The sequence below is a fragment of the Enterobacter sp. SES19 genome, assembly GCF_011765665.1.
Classification (GTDB): Bacteria; Pseudomonadota; Gammaproteobacteria; order Enterobacterales; family Enterobacteriaceae; genus Enterobacter; species Enterobacter pseudoroggenkampii.
In genome coordinates this window covers 917,373-938,812 of sequence record NZ_CP050320.1, presented here as the reverse complement: position 1 = coordinate 938,812, position 21,440 = coordinate 917,373, and the positions used below count along the sequence as shown (strand labels likewise).

The window sequence follows — 21,440 nt, the reverse complement described above, 5'->3', positions numbered from 1 at the left end:
GAGTGTACCGGATAGCGCGAAAAGCGAGAAGCTAAAGCCATGCGAATCGTCCGGCGTTTTGTTTTTTTGTGCCGGCTAAAACACGAACAATGTGAACCAGGTTGTAATTATTTTGTAAACACATTGCTAAAGGAATTTACATCAACTACAACCATATCATCACAAGTGGTCAGACCTCCTACAAGCAAGGGAGCTTTTCTTTATGATGATTTTGAGCATTCTCGCAACCGTTGTTCTGCTCGGTGTGTTGTTCTATCACCGCGTAAGTTTATTCCTGAGCAGCCTGATTCTTCTGGCCTGGACGGCTGCGCTTGGCGTCGCAGGTCTCTGGAATATCTGGCTTTTAGTCCCTCTTGCCATCATTCTTCTGCCGTTTAACCTGGCGCCGATGCGTAAATCCATGATCTCTGCGCCGGTGTTCAAAGGCTTCCGCAAAGTGATGCCGCCAATGTCGCGTACCGAGAAAGAAGCGATTGATGCGGGCACTACCTGGTGGGAAGGCGACCTGTTCCAGGGCAATCCGGACTGGAAAAAGCTGCATAACTATCCGCAGCCGCGCCTGACCGCGGAAGAACAGGCGTTTATTGACGGCCCGGTAGAAGAAGCCTGCCGTATGGCAAACGACTTTGCCATCACCCACGAAATGGCCGATCTGCCGCCAGAGCTGTGGGCGTACCTGAAAGAGCATCGCTTCTTCGCGATGATCATCAAGAAAGAGTACGGCGGTCTGGAGTTCTCCGCTTACGCTCAGGCTCGCGTCCTGCAGAAGCTGGCGGGCGTTTCCGGGATCCTGGCGATTACCGTTGGCGTACCTAACTCCTTAGGGCCGGGCGAACTGCTGCAGCATTACGGTACGGAAGAGCAGAAAGATCACTACCTGCCGCGTCTGGCACGCGGTCAGGAAATCCCGTGCTTCGCGCTGACCAGCCCGGAAGCAGGCTCCGATGCGGGCGCGATCCCGGATACCGGCGTGGTCTGCATGGGCGAGTGGCAGGGCGAGCAGGTGCTGGGCATGCGCCTGACCTGGAACAAGCGTTATATCACCCTGGCGCCTATCGCCACCGTGCTGGGTCTGGCCTTTAAGCTCTCTGACCCGGAAAAACTGCTGGGCGGTGAAGAAGATCTGGGCATTACCTGTGCGCTGATCCCAACCTCTACCCCAGGCGTCGAGATTGGTCGTCGTCACTTCCCGCTGAACGTGCCGTTCCAGAACGGTCCGACCCGCGGTCAGGATATCTTTGTGCCGATTGACTACATCATCGGTGGCCCGAAAATGGCCGGTCAGGGCTGGCGTATGCTGGTGGAATGTCTGTCGGTGGGCCGCGGCATTACCCTGCCGTCGAACTCAACCGGCGGTCTGAAGTCGGTCGCGATGGGGATTGGTGCCTACGCTCACATCCGCCGTCAGTTCAAAATCTCCATCGGCAAGATGGAAGGTATCGAAGAGCCGCTGGCGCGTATCGCGGGCAACGCCTACGTGATGGATGCTGCCGCCACGCTGATTACCTACGGCATTATGCTGGGCGAAAAACCAGCCGTACTGTCCGCCATTGTGAAGTACCACTGTACCCACCGCGCGCAGCAGTCGATCATTGACGCGATGGATATTGCAGGCGGTAAAGGCATTATGCTCGGCGAAGGCAACTTCCTGGCGCGCGGCTATCAGGGCGCACCGATTGCCATCACCGTGGAAGGGGCAAACATCCTGACCCGCAGCATGATGATCTTCGGTCAGGGCGCAATTCGCTGCCATCCGTACGTGCTGGAAGAGATGGCCGCCGCGCAGAACAACGACGTGGATGCCTTCGATAAGCTGTTGTTCAAACATATCGGTCACGTGGGCAGCAACAAGGTGCGCAGCTTCTGGCTGGGCCTGACGCGCGGTCTTACCAGCGCGACGCCGACCGGCGATGCGACCAAACGTTATTACCAGCATCTGAACCGTCTGAGCGCCAACCTGGCCCTGCTGTCTGACGTTTCCATGGCGGTGCTGGGCGGCAGCCTGAAGCGTCGCGAACGTATCTCTGCCCGTCTGGGCGATGTGCTGAGCCAGATCTTCCTGGCCTCTGCGGTCCTGAAGCGCTACGACGATGAAGGCCGTCAGGAAGCGGATCTGCCGCTGGTGCACTGGGGCGTGCAGGATGCGATGTATCAGGCTGAACAGGCGATTGACGATCTGCTGGCGAACTTCCCGAACCGCTTTGTGGCAGGCGCCCTGCGCGTGGTGATCTTCCCGACCGGTCGTCACCACCTGGCACCGTCCGACAAACTGGACCATAAGGTGGCGAAGATCCTGCAGGTTCCGAGCGCAACCCGCTCCCGTATCGGTCGCGGTCAGTATCTGACGCCGACGCCGCATAACCCGGTGGGTCTGCTGGAAGAAGCGCTGCTGGACGTGATGGCTGCCGATCCGATTCACCAGAAGATCTGTAAACAGCTGGGCAAAAACCTGCCGTTTACCCGTCTGGACGAACTGGCAAAACAGGCGCTCGCCGGTGGCATTATCAATAAAGATGAAGCCGCTCTGCTGGTGAAAGCCGAAGAGAGCCGTCTGCGCAGTATTAACGTGGATGATTTCGAACCGGACGAGCTGGCGACGCAGCCGGTAAAGCTGCCGGAGAAGCACCGCAAACCTGAAGCGGCATAACGCGTTTCGCTTATACAAACCCCGCCTCGCGCGGGGTTTTTTATTGCCACATTTTCTCGTTATGTCGTGCTACAGTGTCAAAAAGTGGTCGTTTGAGGAGTCTGAATTGTGCCTGGTCTGAAGATTTCTATTTTGCAGCAACCTTTAGTGTGGATGGATGGCCCCGCCAACCTGCGCCACTTTGATCGTCAACTGGAAGACATTACCGGGCGTGATGTGATTGTCCTGCCGGAAATGTTCACCACCGGCTTCGCCATGGAAGCGGCACAACAGTCAATGCCGCAGGATGAGGTGGTCGCCTGGATGCATGTCAAAGCGCAGCAGACTAATGCGCTGATCGCTGGCAGCGCCGCCCTGCAGACCGAACGCGGGCCGGTGAACCGCTTCCTGCTGGTAGAGCCGGAAGGGAAAGTGCATTTTTACGATAAACGCCACCTGTTCCGCATGGCGGATGAGCATCATCACTATGAAGCAGGTCACGAGCGCGTGGTGTTCGAGTGGCGAGGCTGGCGTATTCTGCCGCTGGTCTGCTACGACCTGCGTTTCCCGGTGTGGTCGCGTAACCGCAACGATTACGACCTGGCGCTGTATGTCGCCAACTGGCCTGCACCGCGCTCCCTGCACTGGCAATCGCTGCTGGTGGCGCGCGCGATTGAGAACCAGGCGTACGTGGTGGGCTGTAACCGCGTGGGAACAGACGGCAACGGACATCACTATCGCGGCGACAGCCGGGTGGTGAATCCGCAGGGCGAGATCATCGCCACCGCCGAGCCGCACCAGGCGACGCGCATTGATGCGGAGCTGTCGTTAACGGCGCTGAAAGAGTACCGGGAGAAGTTTCCGGCGTGGCAGGATGCGGATCCGTTTAGCATCGGCTGAAATTTTCCCCTCACCCCGCCCCTCTCCCAAAGGGAGAGGGAGGATAAAACATTAACTCACCAGCGCCTGCCCGTCCTTGCGGCTTTCCGTCGCGGCCACGTAGTGCCCTTCCGGCAGGCGGTAAATCACCTGCGCACCGCCGAAGTTGTAGTCCTGAAGCGGATCTTCCACCAGGATCTGATGCCCGCGCTCGCGCAGCGCGGCGATAGTATTACGATCGAACGTCGATTCAACGATCACTTCCCTGCCCTGCACCACGCGCCAGCGCGGGGCGTCGATTGCCGCCTGCGGGTTTTGCCCGTGCAGCATGATGCGCAGCGCCATCTGCATGTGCCCCTGCGCCTGCATCGGGCCGCCCATCACGCCGAAGGACATCAGCGGCTGACCGTTGCCGTCCATCGCAAAGCCCGGAATGATGGTGTGGAACGGACGCTTGCTGCCCGCCAGTGCGTTCGGGTGATTAGGATCCAGCACAAACCCGCAGCCCCGGTTTTGCAGGCTGATCCCGGTATCCGGCACCACGATGCCTGACCCAAAGCCCATATAGTTGGACTGAATAAACGAGACCATCATCCCACTGGCGTCGGCGGTGCTGATGTAGACCGTGCCGCTCTGCGTCGGGGAACCGTAGACAAAATCAGATGCGCTGTCGTGGTTGATCAGCGCCGCGCGCGACTTCAGGTAATGGTCGCTCAGCAGCTCTTTCGCCGCGAACGCCATGTGTTCTTCATCCGCCACGTAGCGGTCGAGATCCGCCAGCGCCAGCTTCATCGCCTCGATGGAGAGATGCAGGGACTGCACGGAATCCGGATGATGCTTCTCAATGCCGCACTGCTCCAGAATGCCGAGCGCAATCAGCGTGGCGATCCCCTGGCCGTTAGGCGGCAGCTCCTGAACCGAACCGCCCGCGAAGTCGCGCGACAGCAGCTCTACCCAGTCCACGCGATGGTTGGCTAAATCCTCAGCCGTCAGGTGCGCGCCGTGTTCTTTGGCGAAGGCAGCAATTTTCTGCGCCAGCTCGCCGCGGTAAAAGGCTTCGCCGTTGGTGCGGGCGATCAGCTCAAGCGAGTTCGCCTGCGCCGGGTTACGGAAGATCTCCCCCACGCGCGGGGCGCGGCCTTCCGGCGCGAAGCAGGCGCTAAAGCCCGGCTGATCTTTCAGCTTGCTATAGCCGCGCTGCCACAGATGACTGATCAGAGGGGAGACCGGGAAACCGTTGCGCGCGTAGTCAATGGCAGGCTGCGCCAGGGTGGTAAACGGCAGCGTGCCGAAGCGTTCCGCCAGCGCGACCCAGCCGGATACCGCCCCCGGCACGGTCACCGCGTCCCAGCCGATTTCCGGCACTGCGGTTTTACCGGCAAACAGATCCGCATGCCAGCTCGCAGGCGAACGACCGGACGCGTTCAGGCCGTGCAGCTTTTCGCCGTCCCAGACGATGGCAAAGGCATCGCTGCCAATCCCGTTGCCGGTCGGCTCGACCACCGTCAGCGCCATCGCGGTGGCAATGGCCGCATCCACGGCATTCCCGCCCAGCAGCAGCATCTTCATGCCCGCCTGCGCCGCCAGCGGCTGAGACGTCGCAACGGCGTTATGGCCCAGCATCGGCGGGCGGCGTGAATCGTAACCGGACGTAAAATCAAGCGCTTTGGTCATCATGACTCCTTAGTCATGGCGCGGATCGAGCGCATCGCGCAGCCCGTCGCCGAGTAAATTAAAGCCCTGCACGGCAAGAAAAATCGCCACGCCGGGGAAAATGGACATCCACGGGGCCTGCTCAAGAAACCCTTTCGCGGTGTTAAGCATGGACCCCCAGGACGGATTGGGCGGCTGCTGTCCCAGCCCCAAAAACGACAGGCTGGCTTCAGCGATAATCGCCGAGGCAATGGCCAGCGTGGCCTGCACCAGGATCGGCGACATCACGTTGGGCAGGACGTATTTAATGATGATCCAGCGATCCGGCAGGCCAATCGCCCGCGCGCCGTCGATATACTCTTCGTTGCGAATGGCGATTACCTGGCCGCGCGTCAGGCGGGCGAAGATCGGCATCGCCGAAAGGCCGATGGCGATCATCGCGTTGGTCAGGCTTGGGCCCAAAAATGCCCCCAGCGCGATCGCCATGATCAGGAACGGACAGGCCAGCAGCGCCTCGATAAAGCGCGAGATCACGCCGTCCCACATCTTCTGGAAGTAGCCCGCCACCAGCCCCAGCGGCACGCCGATAACCACCGCAATCACCACCGACATACAGCCCGCCATCAGCGAGGTGCGAGCCCCCCAGATAATGCGGGATAAGATGTCGCGCCCCAGCTCGTCGGTGCCGAACCAGTACATCGCCGACGGCGCTTTGCGCACCGCCAGGAAGTTGGCTTTCACCGGATCGAACGGGGCGATCCACGGCGCCAGCAGCGCCACCAGCACAAAGAACCCCACCGCCACCGCGCCAATGACCGCGCTTTTATTGCCGAGGAATTTCTTCAGTACCCGGTTCTGCGCGCGCGGCAGCGCGGGCGTAACGGTTTGCGTCGTCAGTTCCGCCATGGTTAACCTCGCATTTTCGGGTTGATAAGGACGTAGAGCACGTCGGCCAGCAGGTTGAGCATCAGGAAGCCGATTGCCACGATCAGCACCACACCCTGCACCACCGCGTAGTCACGGTTGAATACCGAGTCGACGATCATCTTGCCGAAGCCCGGAATGGTGAAAACCTGCTCGGTCAGCACCGCGCCGCCCAGCAGCTCGCCAAACAGCAGCGTGGTGAGGGTAATCACCGGCACCAGCGCGTTGCGAAACGCGTGCTTTAAGATCACCGCCTTCGGCAGCAGCCCCTTAGCGCGCGCGGTGCGGATGTAATCCGCTTTCAGCACGGCAATCATCGAGGCGCGGGTATGGCGCATCAGCGTTGCCGCGAGGCCCGTTCCGAGAACGGACGCGGGCAGCAGCAGCGTACGCAGGTTCTGGATCGGATCTTCACTGAACGGCACGTAGCCGGAGGCGGGTAGCCACTGCAGGTTCACCGAAAAAACCAGAATCAGCAGGATCCCCAGCCAGAAGTGCGGGATCGAGATCCCCGAGATCGCCACGAAGTTCGCCCCGTGATCGACCCAGCTGTTTTTGTTCACAGCCGCGAGGATCCCCATGCTGATGCCAAACACCAGCGCGATAATCATCGCCAGCAGCGACAGCTCCAGCGTGACCGGCAGCTTGCTGGCGATCAGCTGCGTCACCGGCTCGTGCGTGCGTAAGGAGACGCCCAGATCCCCCTGCAGCGCCCGCGTCAGCCAGTGGAAATACTGCACGGGGATCGGCGCATCGAGGTTCAGCTCCGCACGCAGCTGAGCGATGACCGCCGGATCGCGCTCCTCGCCGGCCATGGCGATCAGCGGGTCGCCGGGCAGCAGCTTTTGCAGCCCGAACACCATCATGCTCACCAGCAGTAGCGTCGGGACGGCCAGCAGCAGACGTTTGCAAATCAGTTCCAGCATGGGCTCTCCTCAGGACGGTTATTTCGCCAGCGTCAAACCCGCCAGACGCACGATGCCGTCCGGGTAAGGCTTAAAGCCCTGCACGCTTTTGTTCAGGCCGAAAATGCGCGGCTCGAAGTAGAGGTAGGCAATAGGCATGTCGGTTTGCAGCTGCTTCACCACCTTGTCGTACAGCGGCTGGCGCGCGGCCTGGTCGGTGTTCTGGCGTGCCTGGGTCAGCCATTCGTCAACCTGCGCGTTGCTGTAGCGGCCGTCGTTAAGGGTGCCTTTGCTGTTGATAAAGCCGTAGATGCTGCCGTCCGGATCCGGGCGTCCCGACCAGCCGGAGAAGCTCAGCTGATAGTCACCGCTCTGCTGGCGATCCAGCAGCGTGGCGAATTCGGTCATCTGCAGGTTCAGGGTGAAGCCCGCCTCGGCCACCATCGCCTGCAGCACCTGTCCCACCTGCTGCGAGGTAGGGTTGTTCGGCACCAGCAGGTTGACGGTCAGCGGCGTGGTCACACCGGCGGCTTTCAGCAGCGCTTTGGCTCTGTCGACGTCACGCGGCGGCACCGGCAGGTTGACGTGATACGGGCTGACCGGTGAAAACGCCTGGTTGGCCGGGGTGTAGAGCCCTTCAAAGACCACCTGGTTTAACGCATCGCGGTCGATAGCCTGCGAGAAGGCTTCGCGCACGCGGGCATCTTTGAACGGATCGTTCGCCGGCACCTTGCCGTTGTTGATGTTAAAGGTGATGCCCTGATAGCCCAGGCCCGTTACCTTTGCCAGCGCCAGCTTGCTGTCAGCCTCGACGGTTTTCACATCGCTGGCGGCGATGCCTTCGGTCAGGTCGAGATCGCCCGCCCGCAGGTTCGCGAGGCGCACGGAGGCATCCGGGATCGGCAGATAGATAATTTTGTCGAAGTGGTAGGCGTCTTTGTTCCAGTAGTTGTCGAAGCGGGTCAGGACGATGCGGTCCTGGGACACGCGGCTGTCGAATTTATACGGGCCAGAACAGACGGGATGGGCAGCAAAGTCAGGCTTTTTCGCCGCCTCGGGGGCCATCATTGCACCCGCGCGGTCGGTGAGCTGCATCAGCAGCGCGGCATCGGGGGTCTTCAGGTGCAGCGCAATCTGCATCGGGCCGGTGACCTCGACCGATTCAACGGAGGAGATCTCGCTCTTACGCAGGGAGCCTTTCAGGGTCAGGGCGCGGTCGAGGTTGTATTTTGCCGCGGCGGCATCGAATTTCTCACCGTCGTGGAAGGTGACGCCTTCGCGCAGATTGAGCGTCAGGGTTTTACCGTCCGCACTCCACGCCCAGTCTTTGGCCAGACCGGGAACAACCTTCAGATTTTCATCCACGTCCACCAGCCTGTCGCACAGGGAGGCAAACACGAAGCGGCCATAGTAGGTGCGCGCCAGATGCGGGTCGAGCATGTCCGGGTCAGCGCCCAGACCGATTCGCAGCACGCTTTCAGAATGGGCGGGCAGCGCCGCGCCAAGCAACATAACACTTCCCAGTACGGTCAAAAGAGAATTACGCATTGTCATTATCATGAGTTCCTTGAAGGAAGGGACGAGTGAGTGGCCGCGTGTTCAAACAGCGCGCGGCGGCGCAGAAAAGCGGCGGATGGCGGTGCAATCTGGATAACGCTGCGATCGCGGTTGATCTCCTGCCAGCGGTGGCAGGCAACCTGACGCCCGCCGTCGAGCACCTGATTGATCGGCTCGACCTGACGGCATTCGTCGGTGACGTACGGGCAGCGGGTGTGGAAACGACAGCCGGACGGCGGGCTGGCTGGGTTGGGCAGATCCCCCTGCAGCAGCGGCGCATCTCGCTCAATGCCCGGCTGCATCTGCGGCGCCGAGGCGATCAGCGCCTGGGTATAGGGATGCAGCGGCGCGTCAAAAATCTCATCCACGGTGGCAAGCTCGACGATTTGCCCAAGATACATGACCGCCACGCGGTCGCTCATATGGCGGATCACCGCCAGGCCGTGGGCGACAATCACCATCGTCAGCCCTAGCTGGTGCTTCAGGCTTTCCAGCAGGTTGACCACCTGCGCCTGAACGGAGACGTCCAGCGCGGATACCGGCTCATCACCCAGCAGCAGCTTCGGTCCCGAGGCCAGCGCGCGCGCAATGCCGATACGCTGGCGCTGCCCGCCGGAAAACTCGTGCGGATACCGGCCGGCCCAGGCGGCGGGCAGGCCAACGGTTTTAAGCAGCTCGGCAACGCGGTACTGGCGATCCGCTTTTTTCATGTTCTGGTGCAGCCACAGCGGCTCGCCGACGATCTGCTCCACCGTCATGCGCGGGTTCAGGGAGGCGAAGGGATCCTGGAAGATGATCTGCAGCTCGCGCCGGAGTTGATTGAGGCGCGCCCCCGAGGCATGCGTGATCTCTTCCCCCTGGTAAAACACGCGCCCTTCGCTGGCGGCCAGCAGGCGCAGCAGCAGACGGCCAAGCGTGGATTTTCCGGAGCCGGATTCGCCGACGATCGCCAACGTTTCGCCCGGCATCACGGCAAGCGAAACGCGATCGACCGCCGTGACAAACCGTGCCGGAGTAAAGAGTTTTTTCGGGCCGGGGAAAAGCTTGCTGAGGTCACGGGCTTCAAGAATGGGCGCGGTCATGCGATTTCTCCCAGGGCAATGTGCTGTTCGAGCGGCACGCGGAAGCAGGCGACCTGATGGCCCGCGCCGAGCGTAGTAAGCTGCGGTTTTTCAGCGTGGCAGCGCGTCTGCGCAAACGGGCAGCGCGTCGCGAAACGACAGCCTTTCGGCATGGATTCCGGGAGCGGGACCGCGCCGGGAATGGTGGAGAGCTGGCCCTTGCGTGCGCCCAGCGAGGGGATCGAGCCCATCAGGCCGATGGTGTACGGGTGCTGCGGGTCGGCAAAAATAGCCTCCACGCTCCCCTGCTCCACCACCTGCCCGGCATACATCACGGCGACCTGCTGGGCGACTTCTGCCACCACGCCTAAATCGTGGGTGATCATCAGCACTGCCGTGCCGGTTTCCTCTTTTAAGGCGTTGAGCAAGGCAAGGATTTGCGCCTGGATGGTGACGTCGAGCGCGGTGGTGGGCTCGTCAGCAATCAGCAGTTTGGGATGGTTAATCAGCGCCATCGCAATCATCACGCGCTGGCGCATGCCGCCGGAAAGCTGGTGGGGATACGCTTTCAGGCGCATCTCTGCCGCCGGGATCTGTACCTTCTCGAGGATCTGCAGCGCGACCTTCATCGCCTCTGCGCGCGAGACGTTCTGGTGTCGTATAACCGCTTCGCTAAGCTGATCGCCCAGCGTAAACGCCGGATTGAGCGAGGTCATCGGCTCCTGAAAAATCATCGCCAGCTCGCTGCCGCGCAGATCGGCATATTCCCGCGGTGAGAGCTTGCGCAGATCGTGGCGGCGGAACTGCATCTCCCCGCTGACGATCCGTGCGCTGGCGGGCAGTAACCCCATCAGCGCCAGTGAGGTGATACTTTTCCCGCAGCCGGACTCCCCCACCAGCGCGAGCGTTTCGCCCGCCCTGACGGTCAGAGAAATACCATCAAGCACGCTAACCGGCGAGCCAGCAAACGTAACGTTGAGGTTTTGCACTCGCAATACGGGCGTGGCGTCCTTAAAGGGTATTGTCGTCATGGCGTGAAGTCGTCCTCGAGGTGGATCGCCTGAATCAGGGCGGTTTGCAGGCTGAGCAGGTGTTCGCGCATGGCGGTCGCGGCTTCATTTGGCTGGCGATGGATAATCGCAGCCATGATCTTGTGGTGGTGGTCGTTATAGCTGTCGACACGTTCGGGGGTGCGTGCCAGTTCGCGAAGATGCTGCCAGCCCGGTTCACGCCGCACAGCATCAATGGCATCAAACAGGCCGAGCATCAGACGGTTGCCCGCCGCCTCGGCAATCGCCCGGTGAAAGGCGCTATCCCACAGTTCGTTGAGATCGCGGTCATCCGGGCTGACCTTATCGATGCGTTCCAGCATGCGCTGCATGAGCGCGAGGTTTTCCCTGGTGGCACGCAGTGCCGCAAGCCGGGCTAAGCCGGGTTCGAGCTGTAGACGAGCTTCCATCACTTCCAGAAGGTTGGTCTGCTGAACCAATCCCTGAAGGGCCAGCGGTTCAACAGGTGCCGCCGGACCAATAAAGGTCCCTTTGCCCTGCTTACGCCAGATGCGCCCCTCTTCTTCCAGCACGTCCAGCGCACGACGCACTTCACGTCGCCCTACGCCGAGAGTGTCCGACAGCTCACGTTCCGTGGGCAGCGGTATGCCTGGTGTTGACTCATGCTGGTTGATTAGCCCGCGCAGCTGCTCAAGCGCGGTGCTGGAATTGGCCAGAAACCGTGACGGTTTTTCCATATTGGTTCGCTCGCTTTCATCATAATTTTATTTTTATTAACGATAAGTTATTGATATGGAATGAAGCTTATCGTGCTAATGATTAAGCAATAACCAAACCAATACGCAATTGGTTCGGTGTTTTTTTGGAAAGCGGGAGATAACCAAATGATTCTGCGTGAATTATTTTTACACTAAGACACATTCTGACTGAGGTCTGAAAGGAGGTTCGGTGGTTAATTGCACAATATCAGTGCAGATAACGCACTATATTTGTGCAATTGTTAATTAATTGCACCATAGATATTAACTTTTTGTTAACGATAGTTGAGGGGATGAGATTACAGAATGCTGAAACGACGAAGGCCTGAATCATTTCTGATTCAGGCCTTCTGAATAGTGGCGGAACGGACGGGACTCGAACCCGCGACCCCCTGCGTGACAGGCAGGTATTCTAACCGACTGAACTACCGCTCCACTGTTCCCGTTTGGGGAACGAGGCGCATATTACGGTGCGCCTCCGATCTCGTCAACGCTTTTTCTCGCGTTTTGAATCGTTTGCTGCAAAAATCGCCCAAACGATGATTTTACAGGCATTCCGGCGTTTTTTCAGGCGCGCCACATACAGCTACCGCCCTTCTTCTGGACCAGATCAAGCCGGGATTCGTGGTTATGAAGCTCTTCATCACTGGCTAAAACAACCCGCAACCGGCTTGCCTGACGGACAACACGCTGAATGCCCGCTTCGCCTTGCGTCTGCTGGGATTCATTTTCCATACTGAACTTCATTGAGGTCTGCCCGCCGGTCATCGTCAGATAGACATCCGCCAGGATCTGGGCATCGAGCAACGCCCCGTGGAGCGTTCGTTTGGTATTGTCTATCTCGTAGCGCGAGCAGAGCGCATCCAGGCTGTTACGCTTGCCGGGAAACATCTTCCTTGCCAGCGCCAGGCTGTCCGTCACCTTACAGAAGGTGTTCGTCTTCGGGATATCACGATTAAGCTTGCTGAATTCATAATCCATAAAGCCGATATCGAACGAGGCGTTATGGATGACAAGCTCGGCACCCTTGATATATTCCAGGAACTCGTCAGCGACATCCGCAAACGTCGGCTTATCCAGCAAGAACTCATCGGCAATCCCGTGAACGCCGAACGCTTCCGGATCCACCAGCCGATCGGGTTTGAGGTAGACGTGGAAGTTGTTCCCCGTAAGACGACGGTTCACCACTTCAACGGCGCCGATCTCGATGATCTTATGCCCTTCGTAGTGCGCGCCGATCTGGTTCATACCGGTGGTTTCGGTATCGAGGACAATCTGGCGAGTAATTGCAGTGCTCATAGCGGTCATTTATGTCAGACTTATCGTTTTACTGAACGTTTCGAATACAGGAAGTCTACCAGAGATGCGTAAACAGGTAGAAATTTTCACCGATGGATCTTGTCTCGGTAACCCAGGACCCGGCGGTTACGGCGCGATTATGCGCTATCGCCAGTACGAAAAAACTTTTAGCGAAGGCTATTTTCTGACCACCAACAACCGGATGGAGTTGATGGCGGCCATCGTGGCGCTGGAGGCGTTAAAAGAACATTGTGACGTGGTGTTAAGCACCGACAGTCAGTACGTGCGCCAGGGGATTACCCAGTGGATCCACAACTGGAAAAAACGCGGCTGGAAAACCGCCGATAAGAAACCGGTCAAGAACGTCGATCTCTGGAAACGTCTTGATGCTGCGCTGGGCCAGCACCAGATTAAGTGGGAGTGGGTTAAAGGCCACGCAGGCCACCCGGAAAACGAACGCTGCGACGAACTGGCGCGTGCTGCGGCATCCAATCCCGCTCATGAAGATGCGGGCTATCAGCCCGACGTTTAATCGTTTTTTTTGTACTGCCGCGTGGCACCGACGGTCTGGCGGATGGGCGTTTTCGACTTGCTCTGCTTCATGGGGTTAAGCGTAAGGGGAATGGTTCGCTTACGCGCGACGATAAACTGCAAACAGCCCAATGCAGGGAGGTGGGTACTCAGTACAACGCCCCCCTGCCGCGCCCAGGGCAGCACCTGAAAACCACCGTAGCAGAGCACTTCAAAGTTCAGCAGCGAAAGCCAGTCGAGCTGGCGCATCATGGTGAACATCCGGCTGTTGTAAGGTGGGGCCCGGCGTAGTACCGGTACCAGCTTACGCAGGCCCATCAGGCTTAGCGGATTAAATCCGCTCAGTACCAGCCAGCCGTCATCAATCAGCACGCGATCGGCTTCGCGAAGCAGACGATGCGGATCGCTGCACCAGGGCAGCGTGTGGGCGAGCAAACAGGCATCAACGGATTTTTCCGCAAACGGCAGATGCAACGGGTCTGCTTTCACCTGAACCGGCGCTCCGCCGAGAGAGACGTTGACCTGATGCGAGATAGCGCAGCTTTCGGTATTGATTTCCGCGCTGAGATTGCCAATCTTAAGCAGGTGAAAGCCATACATCTTCGCAAGCCAGGGCTTCAGCTGTTGTTCTAACGCTTCGCGATAGTATTCACCCCAGGGCAATTCCGCCCAACGTTCCGGTGCTGCGACAGTCTGAGGTATCCTTGCCGGTTTCATCAAAACACCCGCCACGCTATAAGAGGTAATGTATGAATCTTATCAGTATTCCAGCCTTTGAGGACAATTACATCTGGGTTTTGGTTGACGACGATCGCCGATGCGTCATTGTCGATCCCGGAGAATCCGCCCCCCTTCTGCGCGCAATAAAAGAGAACGGTTGGCAGCCGGAAGCCATTCTGTTGACGCATCACCATCACGATCATACTGGCGGCGTGCCTGAACTGCGCGCTCATTTTCCGCATCTGGTGGTTTACGGACCGGCGGAGGCACAAGATAAGGGCGTCATGCAAGTAGTCGAAGAAGGCGAAACTATCCTCATACGCGAGTGGGAGTTTTCCGTATTTGCTACACCAGGTCACACTTTGGGACATCTGTGTTTCTACAGTAAACCTTATCTTTTTTGCGGCGACACGTTGTTCTCCGGAGGCTGCGGAAGACTGTTTGAAGGCACGCCAGCTCAAATGCACCAGTCTTTACAGAAGATTAATGCGTTACCCGATGACACCATTATTTGTTGCGCCCATGAGTATACATTAGGAAATATGAAGTTTGCCGTGAGCCTCTTACCCGAGGATCGGGCGATTCAGGATTATTATCACAAAGTGAAGGAGTTACGTGCAAAAGACCAAAAAACACTACCCGTAATTCTGAAAAATGAGCGCCAAATTAATTTATTTTTACGAACAGATGATCTTGATTTAATTAATAAAATTAACCAAGAAACAAATTTGCAACAACCAGAACAGCGATTTGCATGGTTAAGGTCAAAGAAAGATAACTTCAGATAATTGCGGGTTGCCTTTTCAAAATTTCGCCGTTATTATCGCTCGTCTTTTAAGCAACTATTGACACACACATGAAGGCAAAAGCGATATTACTCGCCTCTGTCCTGCTTGTAGGTTGCCAGTCGCAGAACGGCAGCAACGTACAACAGCACGCACAGAGCCTTTCTGCAGCTGGTCAAGGGGAAGCAGGGAAGTTTGCAAGTTCGGCGCGCTGGATGGACGATGGAACATCTTTCGCGCAGGATCAAGACTTGTGGACCTCTATTGGCGACGAGCTAAAGATGGGAATTCCGGAAAATACCCGGATTCGCGAACAGAAACAGAAGTATTTAAGTAATAAGAGCTATCTCCACGATGTAACGTTACGGGCAGAGCCGTATATGTACTGGATAGCCGGGCAAGTTAAGAAACGTAACATGCCTATGGAGCTGGTACTCCTACCCATAGTGGAGAGCGCTTTTGACCCACACGCGACGTCTGGCGCCAATGCCGCAGGCATTTGGCAGATCATTCCGAGCACCGGGCGAAACTATGGTCTGAAACAGACCCGCAACTATGATGCGCGTCGCGATGTTGTCGCTTCAACGACAGCCGCTCTCGACATGATGCAACGTCTGAACAAGATGTTTGACGGTGACTGGCTGTTAACGGTCGCAGCGTACAATAGCGGCGAAGGTCGTGTACTGAAGGCAATGAAAGCGAATAAAGCACGGGGTAAATCCACCGATTTTTGGTCGCTCTCACTGCCACAGGAAACAAAGATTTACGTACCGAAAATGCTGGCATTGAGCGATATTCTCAAGAACAGCAAGCGTTACGGTGTACAACTGCCAACACCAGACGAAAGTCGTGCACTGGCGCGTGTTCGCCTCAGCAATCCGGTTGATATTCAACAGGTTGCTGATATGACGGGTATGTCGGTAAGTAAATTGAAAACCTTTAATGCTGGCGTTAAAGGCTCAACCCTGGGGGCAAGTGGCCCGCAGTATGTAATGGTTCCGCAGAAACATGCTGAGCAGTTACGTGAGTCTTTAGCTTCGGGTGAAATCGCCGCCGTTCAGTCAACGCTGATCGCGGATGTCTCATCAGTTAACAGCCGCAGTTATAAGGTTCGTTCAGGTGATACGCTTTCGGGCATTGCTTCACGTCTTGGCGTGAATGCGAAAGATCTGCAGCAGTGGAATAATCTGCGCAGCTCCGGCCTGAAAGTGGGTCAGACTCTGACGGTAGGCGCAGGTAGCAGCGCACAGCGTCTCGCCAGCAACAGCGATAGCATTACCTATCGCGTGCGCAAGGGCGATTCACTGTCCAGTATCGCAAAACGACACGGCGTGAACATCAAGGATGTGATGCGCTGGAACAATGATACTGACAATCTGAAACCTGGCGACCAGCTGACGCTGTTTGTGAAGAACAGCGCGACGCCAGACTCCTGATAGCACGATCGAAAGATAAAAAGGCACCGATTCCCCTCGGTGCCTTTTTTGTTTATCCCGCTTTTTGCGCTTCAGCCATGATGGTATCGCTGGTAAACGAACCATCGTCCTGCAGTTCAAAGTATGCCTTTACCTCTGCGGACGCACTCTCCTGATACAGCCTGATTGCATGGCTTAATGCTTCCGGGGTGCGCATACGCGCGATCCACGAGCTGAACTCAAGCGGCAAACGGTCTGTGATTAACGCGCGTGTAATCAGTCCCGCTTCCGTGATAAGCGATAACCACTCTCCGCTGGCGTAGTTTTGCACGTGCGAGGTGTCGCGCAGCGCTTCCACCGTTTGCAGCCAGATATTGCGCACCGGATGTCCAGGAGACATCACATCCATAATAATGAAGATGCCGCCCGGCTTCAGAACACGTCTGACTTCGCGTAATGCCTGGCCAACATCATGCCAGTGGTGCGCGGAGTAACGGCTGATCACCACCTCAAACGACGCATCATCAAAAGGTAAGGATTCGGCATAGCCCTGACGCGTATCAATGTTGTCCAGCCCCTTCGCTTTCGCCGCCTCAGCAACGACGTCCAGCATCTGGCTGGATAAGTCATACGCGGTAACATGCGCGACATGCTGTGCAGCCGTAAAGCTGGCATGCCCTGCCCCGCAGCCTAAATCCAGCACGTGGGCCTGCGGGAATGCCGCCAGACGTTCACCGAGACGCACCAGATCGCGGCCAGAAGCATGCACGGCGCTGCTCAGATAGGCATTTGCCTGAGAACCAAACTGTTTTTCTACGTTGTCATGATGGGAGTGTGTTGTTGTCATCGTACTGTCCTTTGTGAGTGAAAAATAAAGGGCAGCACCCGCGCAGGCCTGCCCCACGGCAGACCTGACACACCATTATTTATCAGGTTTGCCGGGACTGAATTCGACTAGTAGAGGGTTATGATCCGAGGCGCGCGTCACCAGAACAGAGGCGTCATGCACGCTCAAACCACGATAGAAGACAAAGTCGAGAGGACGACCAAAGGCTTTTTTGCGCTGGTCATCGCTAAAACGAACTTCACGCAGCGACATTTCGCGCGCAAAGCGATACAGCGCATTCATGCGTGGACGGCTCCAGGCATTGAAATCGCCTGCCATAATAATGGGTCCGCTGTGATGCGCTATCTGATCGCCGATGGGAAGTAACTGCTTACTGTAGACATCCACGCCCAGGCTGAAGTTTACCGCGTGGATATTCACGACCATCAACATACGGGTATCCGGCAGCGGATAGACCGTCACCAGCGCCGATTTTGCCAGACGCAGAATAGGTTCACGTTCGCGCAGAGGACAGCAATAGACGGGATGTGCTGCTGAAAGCGTCATCACGCCTGAGGGGTGTTGTGGCAGAACAAATGCAGGCACCTGGTCGGCGGCAAGATAGTTCGTGGTGGCAAACCGGACCAGCTCAGGGGTGGTTTGCGCCTCCTGGAGCAGAACCAGATGGGCATCTTTGCCAAAATTCTTGAGGACCGATAACCACTCCGCACGCTGCTGCTTAAAGATATTCCACACCAGTACACGGATTTTTTCATCGCTGCTTAACGGAGTGCCGGCGGGTAATGCCTGGCTTATGCTCGCAAATGACCCCGGAGGCAAGATCCTCTCCGCGGGCATTCCGGCAACATAACGCATGGCATAGGTATTTTTTCGCACTTTTGGAAACAGCCTCTGTAACATGAACCAGCCCGGAAAACGGACTGGTTCTAATGTTATAGGGACTTTAGGTCATACTTTCAACGCAATTTCTGAGAAACCGCTTTCCAGTTTTGTAAGCAAGCACTTACTGATTTTATCCCAGCGCGACACGAGCGGGTTTATCAAGACGTCCACTCAGACCAATCAGCAGGAAGGCGACCAGGACAATCACCGCGCCAATCCATGGGGTCTGAGTTAATCCAACATGCGCTACGGTTTGTCCGCCAATGATGGAGCCCAGCGCGATGCCGATATTAAATGCGGCAATGTTCAGACCCGATGCCACATCCACCGCATTGGGCGTATAGAGCTCGGCTTTCTGGACAACGTAAACCTGAAGCCCGGGCACATTACCAAAGGCAAAGATCCCCATGACCAGCACCGTGACCAGCGCGGCGTAGTGTAGCGAAGCCGTGAACTGGAAAATCATCAGCAGGACAACCAGGGCGGCGAAGATGAATTTCAGCGCCGGTACCGCACCATGATTATCCGCAAGCTTGCCGCCCCAGATATTGCCAATCGCAACGGAAATACCGTATCCCAGCAAAATCCAGCTCACGGCATTGGGGGAGAAGCCTGCCAGGTCCTGCATCATCGGTGCCAGGAAGGTGAAGGCGGTGAATACGCCGCCATAGCCCAGTGCCGTGACCGCGTAGATGATCAGCAAACGCGGATGCGTGAGCACCTTCAGCTGATCGCGCAGGCTGGCGCTGGCCCGGCCAGGAATATTCGACGGTACCAGCAGCAGGCTGGTCACCAGGGCAATGACGCCCAGTAAGGAGACGGCCAGGAACGTTTCACGCCAGCCGAAGTGCTGTCCGATAAACGTGCCCAGCGGTACGCCCGTAACGAGAGCGACGGTCAGCCCACCGAACATGATCGCAATGGCAGACGCCGCTTTCTCCTTGGGTACCAGGCTGGTTGCAATAGTGGAACCAATCGAGAAGAACACCCCGTGTGCGAGGCCGGTCAACAGACGAGCGATGACCAGCGTGGTGTAGTCCGGTGCCTGCCAGGCCAACACGTTGCCGGCGGTGAACAGCACCATCAGCGCGACTAACAGCTGCTTACGCGGAAAACGTCCGGTCAGGGCCGTCAGCACGGGCGCACCGACGGCGACGCCCAGGGCGTAGATGGACACCAGCAGCCCGGCGGAGGGCAACGAGATCGCAAGCTGGTTAGCAATAGTGGGAACCAGTCCCACGATAACAAATTCGGTCGTGCCAATTGCAAAGGCACTGATCGTCAGGGCAAGAAGCGCCAGTGGCATAAAATACTCCGTATCAACAGGATTAAGATGACAGGCAGTATGCGCCAGTGCTTAAATAACAAAAATGGTCAAAATATCAATAGAATTTTGCGGGTGGTGCAACAATGAAAGCAACGTCAGAAGAGCTGACAATCTTTGTCGCCGTCGTTGAAAGCGGCAGCTTTAGCCGCGCGGCCGAACAGCTGGGACAGGCTAACTCAGCCATCAGCCGCTCGGTAAAAAAGCTGGAGATGAAGCTTGGGGTGAGTCTGCTCAACCGAACGACGCGTCAACTGAGCCTGACGGAAGAAGGAGAGCGTTATTTTCGCCGCGTGCAGTCGGTACTGCAGGAGATGGCTGCAGCGGAGACGGAGATTATGGAGACCCGCAGCACGCCGCGTGGGTTACTGCGCATTGATGCGGCCACGCCGGTGGTGCTTCACTTTCTGATGCCGCTGATTAAACCTTTCCGCGAACGTTATCCGGAGATGACGCTCTCTCTGGTCTCCTCAGAGACGTTTATCAACCTCATCGAGCGTAAAGTGGATGTGGCTATCCGGGCAGGAACCCTGACCGATTCAAGCTTGCGTGCCCGCCCTCTGTTTGCCAGCTACCGCAAAATTATCGCATCACCAGAGTATATTGCTGAACATGGTAAACCGGAGACGGTTGAAGAACTGAAGCAGCATCTGTGTCTGGGCTTTACGGAGCCGGTGTCACTGAACACCTGGCCTGTCGCCTGTCATGATGGTCAACTTCATGAAATTACCTGCGGATTATCCTCAAACAGCGGGGAAACGTTGAAGCAGCTGTGCCTTACCGGGAATGGCATCGCCTGTTTATCGGATTACATGATTGATAAAGAAATTGCGCGCGGTGAACTTGTGGAGTTAATGGCCGATAAGCGTCTGCCGGTAGAGATGCCTTTTAGCGCGGTGTATTACAGTGACAGAGCAGTAAGCACGCGCATACGGGCCTTTATTGACTTCCTGAGCGAACATATAAAAACAGCTCCCGAAGGAGCTGTATGAGGGTTTAGAGTACAGAGGGGGTTAATATCAGTCCCAGTGAGGCGCTAAGCCTTCTGGGCTGACCAGGCGATCGTTGCACTCCAGGGCTGCGATCGCTTTTTTATCGTCAGCATCCAGCTGAAGATCCGTTGCTAACAGGTTGCTCGCCAGGTTTTCACGCTTAGTTGATGATGGGATCACGGCATAACCTTCCCCCATTGCCCATGCCAGAATCACCTGCGCGGCAGTCGCGCTATGTTTCTCAGCGATACGCGTAATCACTTCATCTTTCAGCGCTTTACCGTAGGCCAGCGTCATGTATGACGTGATGTGGATCCCGTGCTGTTTTGCCCAGTCCACGACTTTGCGGTTTTGCAGGTATGGAGACAGCTCAATCTGGTTGGTCGCAATATTTTCTGCACCAACAGCAGCAATGGCTTTTTCCATCAGCGGAATGGTGAAGTTGGAGATCCCAATTTCGCGGGTTAAGCCCTGCTTTTTCGCTTCCAGCAGCGCCTGCATGAATTCTTCCACGGAGACGGCATCGTTCGGTGATGGCCAGTGGATCAGCGTCAGATCGACGTAGTCAGTACGCAGTTTTTTCAGGCTCTCTTTCAGGCTAGGGATAAGCTTGTCTTTGCTGAGATTCTCAATCCAGATTTTCGTGGTAATAAACAGCTCATTACGCGGTACACCGCTCTCTTCGAGAGCTTGTCCAACGGCAGCTTCGTTTTCATAGATCTGTGCCGTATCAACTGCGCGATAGCCCAGTTCGAGTGCGGTTTTAACTGATGCGATAACAACGTCGTCTTTCAGGCGGAAAGTGCCCAAACCAAATGCAGGGAGAGTCATAATATTCCTCAATCGTTATGTTCGTAAACTGAGGAAGATTATCGCTGGCGGTGTTATAGAGAAAAAGATCGCAAAACGCAGAGGATTTTTGCTAATTTCGCAATAATTAAACGTCAGATAAGAAAAAAGCCCTGAGCGTTAGCTCAGGGCTTTTAATAAGTGGCGGAACGGACGGGACTCGAACCCGCGACCCCCTGCGTGACAGGCAGGTATTCTAACCGACTGAACTACCGCTCCACCGAAGACTGCTTGTAACCACCGGATTTATGCACCGGCTTACTACTTAATTTGATGCCTGGCAGTTCCCTACTCTCACATGGGGAGACCCCACACTACCATCGGCGCTACGGCGTTTCACTTCTAATTTGATGCCTGGCAGTTCCCTACTCTCACATGGGGAGACCCCACACTACCATCGGCGCTACGGCGTTTCACTTCTGA

19 protein-coding genes and 2 tRNA genes are annotated in these 21,440 nt (G+C 56.9%); 6 read left to right on the top strand and 15 right to left on the bottom strand.

The features are described 5' to 3' along the window. The first annotated feature begins 202 nt into the window (after positions 1 to 202). Positions 203 to 2,647, top strand: a complete 2,445-nt coding sequence (fadE, locus tag GXP72_RS04345) for an acyl-CoA dehydrogenase FadE (RefSeq protein WP_024909461.1) — start codon at positions 203 to 205, stop codon at positions 2,645 to 2,647. Positions 2,648 to 2,755: 108 nt separating this feature from the next. Then, the gene (locus GXP72_RS04340; protein ID WP_024909460.1) at positions 2,756 to 3,526 is read left to right on the top strand and encodes an amidohydrolase; all 771 of its coding nucleotides are present in this window, start codon (positions 2,756 to 2,758) and stop codon (positions 3,524 to 3,526) included. Positions 3,527 to 3,577: 51 nt separating this feature from the next. Here GXP72_RS04340 and GXP72_RS04335 read toward each other — a convergent pair whose 3' ends face one another. The 9 genes from GXP72_RS04335 to dnaQ form a co-directional block, all read right to left on the bottom strand. Next, positions 3,578 to 5,179, bottom strand: coding sequence for a gamma-glutamyltransferase family protein (locus GXP72_RS04335; protein WP_208763895.1), 1,602 nt, complete (start codon positions 5,177 to 5,179; stop codon positions 3,578 to 3,580). 9 nt (positions 5,180 to 5,188) lie between these two features. Further along, positions 5,189 to 6,064, bottom strand: a complete 876-nt coding sequence (locus GXP72_RS04330; RefSeq protein WP_048990101.1) for an ABC transporter permease — start codon at positions 6,062 to 6,064, stop codon at positions 5,189 to 5,191. A 2-nt stretch (positions 6,065 to 6,066) separates the two neighbouring features. Beyond that, a complete protein-coding gene (locus tag GXP72_RS04325) occupies positions 6,067 to 7,008 on the bottom strand; it encodes an ABC transporter permease (protein ID WP_015571382.1) in 942 nt (313 codons plus the stop codon). A gap of 18 nt (positions 7,009 to 7,026) precedes the next feature. Then, on the bottom strand, positions 7,027 to 8,541 hold the full coding sequence (locus GXP72_RS04320) for an ABC transporter substrate-binding protein (RefSeq protein ID WP_208763519.1): 1,515 nt from the start codon (positions 8,539 to 8,541) through the stop codon (positions 7,027 to 7,029). 2 nt (positions 8,542 to 8,543) lie between these two features. Further along, complete coding sequence (locus tag GXP72_RS04315) at positions 8,544 to 9,626, bottom strand: oligopeptide/dipeptide ABC transporter ATP-binding protein (protein ID WP_024909456.1); 1,083 nt, start codon at positions 9,624 to 9,626, stop codon at positions 8,544 to 8,546. Beyond that, positions 9,623 to 10,636 (bottom strand): ABC transporter ATP-binding protein, encoded by a 1,014-nt coding sequence (locus GXP72_RS04310; protein ID WP_208763518.1) that lies wholly within the window; start codon positions 10,634 to 10,636, stop codon positions 9,623 to 9,625. The genes GXP72_RS04315 and GXP72_RS04310 overlap by 4 nt, the downstream gene beginning before the upstream one ends. Continuing rightward, positions 10,633 to 11,352 (bottom strand): FCD domain-containing protein, encoded by a 720-nt coding sequence (locus GXP72_RS04305; protein ID WP_208763517.1) that lies wholly within the window; start codon positions 11,350 to 11,352, stop codon positions 10,633 to 10,635. Before GXP72_RS04305 ends, GXP72_RS04310 begins: the two co-directional genes overlap by 4 nt. Before the next feature lie 379 nt (positions 11,353 to 11,731). Beyond that, positions 11,732 to 11,808 (bottom strand) — tRNA-Asp (locus GXP72_RS04300). A 132-nt stretch (positions 11,809 to 11,940) separates the two neighbouring features. Continuing rightward, a complete protein-coding gene (gene dnaQ / locus GXP72_RS04295; protein ID WP_055726119.1) occupies positions 11,941 to 12,672 on the bottom strand; it encodes a DNA polymerase III subunit epsilon in 732 nt (243 codons plus the stop codon). Between dnaQ and rnhA the strand changes: the two genes are divergently transcribed. Then, a complete protein-coding gene (rnhA, locus tag GXP72_RS04290; protein WP_161798576.1) occupies positions 12,626 to 13,204 on the top strand; it encodes a ribonuclease HI in 579 nt (192 codons plus the stop codon). The two genes, dnaQ and rnhA, sit on opposite strands and share 47 nt — an antisense overlap. On the opposite strand, the gene GXP72_RS04285 is transcribed toward rnhA, so the two are convergent. Continuing rightward, positions 13,201 to 13,920 (bottom strand): class I SAM-dependent methyltransferase, encoded by a 720-nt coding sequence (locus GXP72_RS04285; RefSeq protein ID WP_048990292.1) that lies wholly within the window; start codon positions 13,918 to 13,920, stop codon positions 13,201 to 13,203. The two genes, rnhA and GXP72_RS04285, sit on opposite strands and share 4 nt — an antisense overlap. A 32-nt stretch (positions 13,921 to 13,952) precedes the next feature. Between GXP72_RS04285 and gloB the strand changes: the two genes are divergently transcribed. Both gloB and mltD read left to right on the top strand, forming a co-directional pair. Further along, positions 13,953 to 14,711, top strand: coding sequence for a hydroxyacylglutathione hydrolase (gloB, locus tag GXP72_RS04280; protein WP_208763516.1), 759 nt, complete (start codon positions 13,953 to 13,955; stop codon positions 14,709 to 14,711). A 68-nt stretch (positions 14,712 to 14,779) separates the two neighbouring features. Then, positions 14,780 to 16,144, top strand: a complete 1,365-nt coding sequence (mltD, locus tag GXP72_RS04275; protein ID WP_032645479.1) for a murein transglycosylase D — start codon at positions 14,780 to 14,782, stop codon at positions 16,142 to 16,144. 52 nt (positions 16,145 to 16,196) lie between these two features. Here the strand turns inward: mltD and GXP72_RS04270 are convergent, their stop codons facing one another. From GXP72_RS04270 to GXP72_RS04260, 3 genes are all read right to left on the bottom strand, one after another. Beyond that, entirely contained in the window at positions 16,197 to 16,970 is a 774-nt protein-coding gene (locus GXP72_RS04270) for a class I SAM-dependent methyltransferase (protein ID WP_208763515.1), read from the bottom strand. Positions 16,971 to 17,045: 75 nt separating this feature from the next. Next, a complete protein-coding gene (locus tag GXP72_RS04265) occupies positions 17,046 to 17,846 on the bottom strand; it encodes an endonuclease/exonuclease/phosphatase family protein (RefSeq protein ID WP_024909448.1) in 801 nt (266 codons plus the stop codon). A gap of 136 nt (positions 17,847 to 17,982) precedes the next feature. Continuing rightward, the gene (locus tag GXP72_RS04260; protein ID WP_208763514.1) at positions 17,983 to 19,158 is read right to left on the bottom strand and encodes an MFS transporter; all 1,176 of its coding nucleotides are present in this window, start codon (positions 19,156 to 19,158) and stop codon (positions 17,983 to 17,985) included. Positions 19,159 to 19,262: 104 nt separating this feature from the next. On the opposite strand from GXP72_RS04260, the gene yafC reads away from it, so the two are divergent. After that, positions 19,263 to 20,168 (top strand): DNA-binding transcriptional regulator YafC, encoded by a 906-nt coding sequence (gene yafC / locus GXP72_RS04255; RefSeq protein ID WP_024909446.1) that lies wholly within the window; start codon positions 19,263 to 19,265, stop codon positions 20,166 to 20,168. 27 nt (positions 20,169 to 20,195) lie between these two features. Here yafC and dkgB read toward each other — a convergent pair whose 3' ends face one another. Then, entirely contained in the window at positions 20,196 to 20,999 is an 804-nt protein-coding gene (dkgB, locus tag GXP72_RS04250; protein ID WP_048990301.1) for a 2,5-didehydrogluconate reductase DkgB, read from the bottom strand. 160 nt (positions 21,000 to 21,159) lie between these two features. Then, a tRNA-Asp gene (locus GXP72_RS04245) sits at positions 21,160 to 21,236 on the bottom strand. Between the last annotated feature and the right edge of the window lie 204 nt (positions 21,237 to 21,440).

What these genes read in the sequence shown, in the direction of transcription:
- fadE (WP_024909461.1), top strand. Translation starts at nt 203, where the DNA reads ATGATGATTTTGAGCATTCTCGCAACCGTTGTTCTGCTCGGTGTGTTG.
- GXP72_RS04335 (WP_208763895.1), bottom strand. Translation starts at nt 5,179, where the DNA reads ATGACCAAAGCGCTTGATTTTACGTCCGGTTACGATTCACGCCGCCCG.
- GXP72_RS04330 (WP_048990101.1), bottom strand. Translation starts at nt 6,064, where the DNA reads ATGGCGGAACTGACGACGCAAACCGTTACGCCCGCGCTGCCGCGCGCG.
- GXP72_RS04325 (WP_015571382.1), bottom strand. Translation starts at nt 7,008, where the DNA reads ATGCTGGAACTGATTTGCAAACGTCTGCTGCTGGCCGTCCCGACGCTA.
- GXP72_RS04320 (WP_208763519.1), bottom strand. Translation starts at nt 8,541, where the DNA reads ATGACAATGCGTAATTCTCTTTTGACCGTACTGGGAAGTGTTATGTTG.
- GXP72_RS04315 (WP_024909456.1), bottom strand. Translation starts at nt 9,626, where the DNA reads ATGACCGCGCCCATTCTTGAAGCCCGTGACCTCAGCAAGCTTTTCCCC.
- GXP72_RS04310 (WP_208763518.1), bottom strand. Translation starts at nt 10,636, where the DNA reads ATGACGACAATACCCTTTAAGGACGCCACGCCCGTATTGCGAGTGCAA.
- GXP72_RS04305 (WP_208763517.1), bottom strand. Translation starts at nt 11,352, where the DNA reads ATGGAAAAACCGTCACGGTTTCTGGCCAATTCCAGCACCGCGCTTGAG.
- dnaQ (WP_055726119.1), bottom strand. Translation starts at nt 12,672, where the DNA reads ATGAGCACTGCAATTACTCGCCAGATTGTCCTCGATACCGAAACCACC.
- GXP72_RS04285 (WP_048990292.1), bottom strand. Translation starts at nt 13,920, where the DNA reads ATGAAACCGGCAAGGATACCTCAGACTGTCGCAGCACCGGAACGTTGG.
- gloB (WP_208763516.1), top strand. Translation starts at nt 13,953, where the DNA reads ATGAATCTTATCAGTATTCCAGCCTTTGAGGACAATTACATCTGGGTT.
- mltD (WP_032645479.1), top strand. Translation starts at nt 14,780, where the DNA reads ATGAAGGCAAAAGCGATATTACTCGCCTCTGTCCTGCTTGTAGGTTGC.
- GXP72_RS04270 (WP_208763515.1), bottom strand. Translation starts at nt 16,970, where the DNA reads ATGACAACAACACACTCCCATCATGACAACGTAGAAAAACAGTTTGGT.
- GXP72_RS04260 (WP_208763514.1), bottom strand. Translation starts at nt 19,158, where the DNA reads ATGCCACTGGCGCTTCTTGCCCTGACGATCAGTGCCTTTGCAATTGGC.
- yafC (WP_024909446.1), top strand. Translation starts at nt 19,263, where the DNA reads ATGAAAGCAACGTCAGAAGAGCTGACAATCTTTGTCGCCGTCGTTGAA.
- dkgB (WP_048990301.1), bottom strand. Translation starts at nt 20,999, where the DNA reads ATGACTCTCCCTGCATTTGGTTTGGGCACTTTCCGCCTGAAAGACGAC.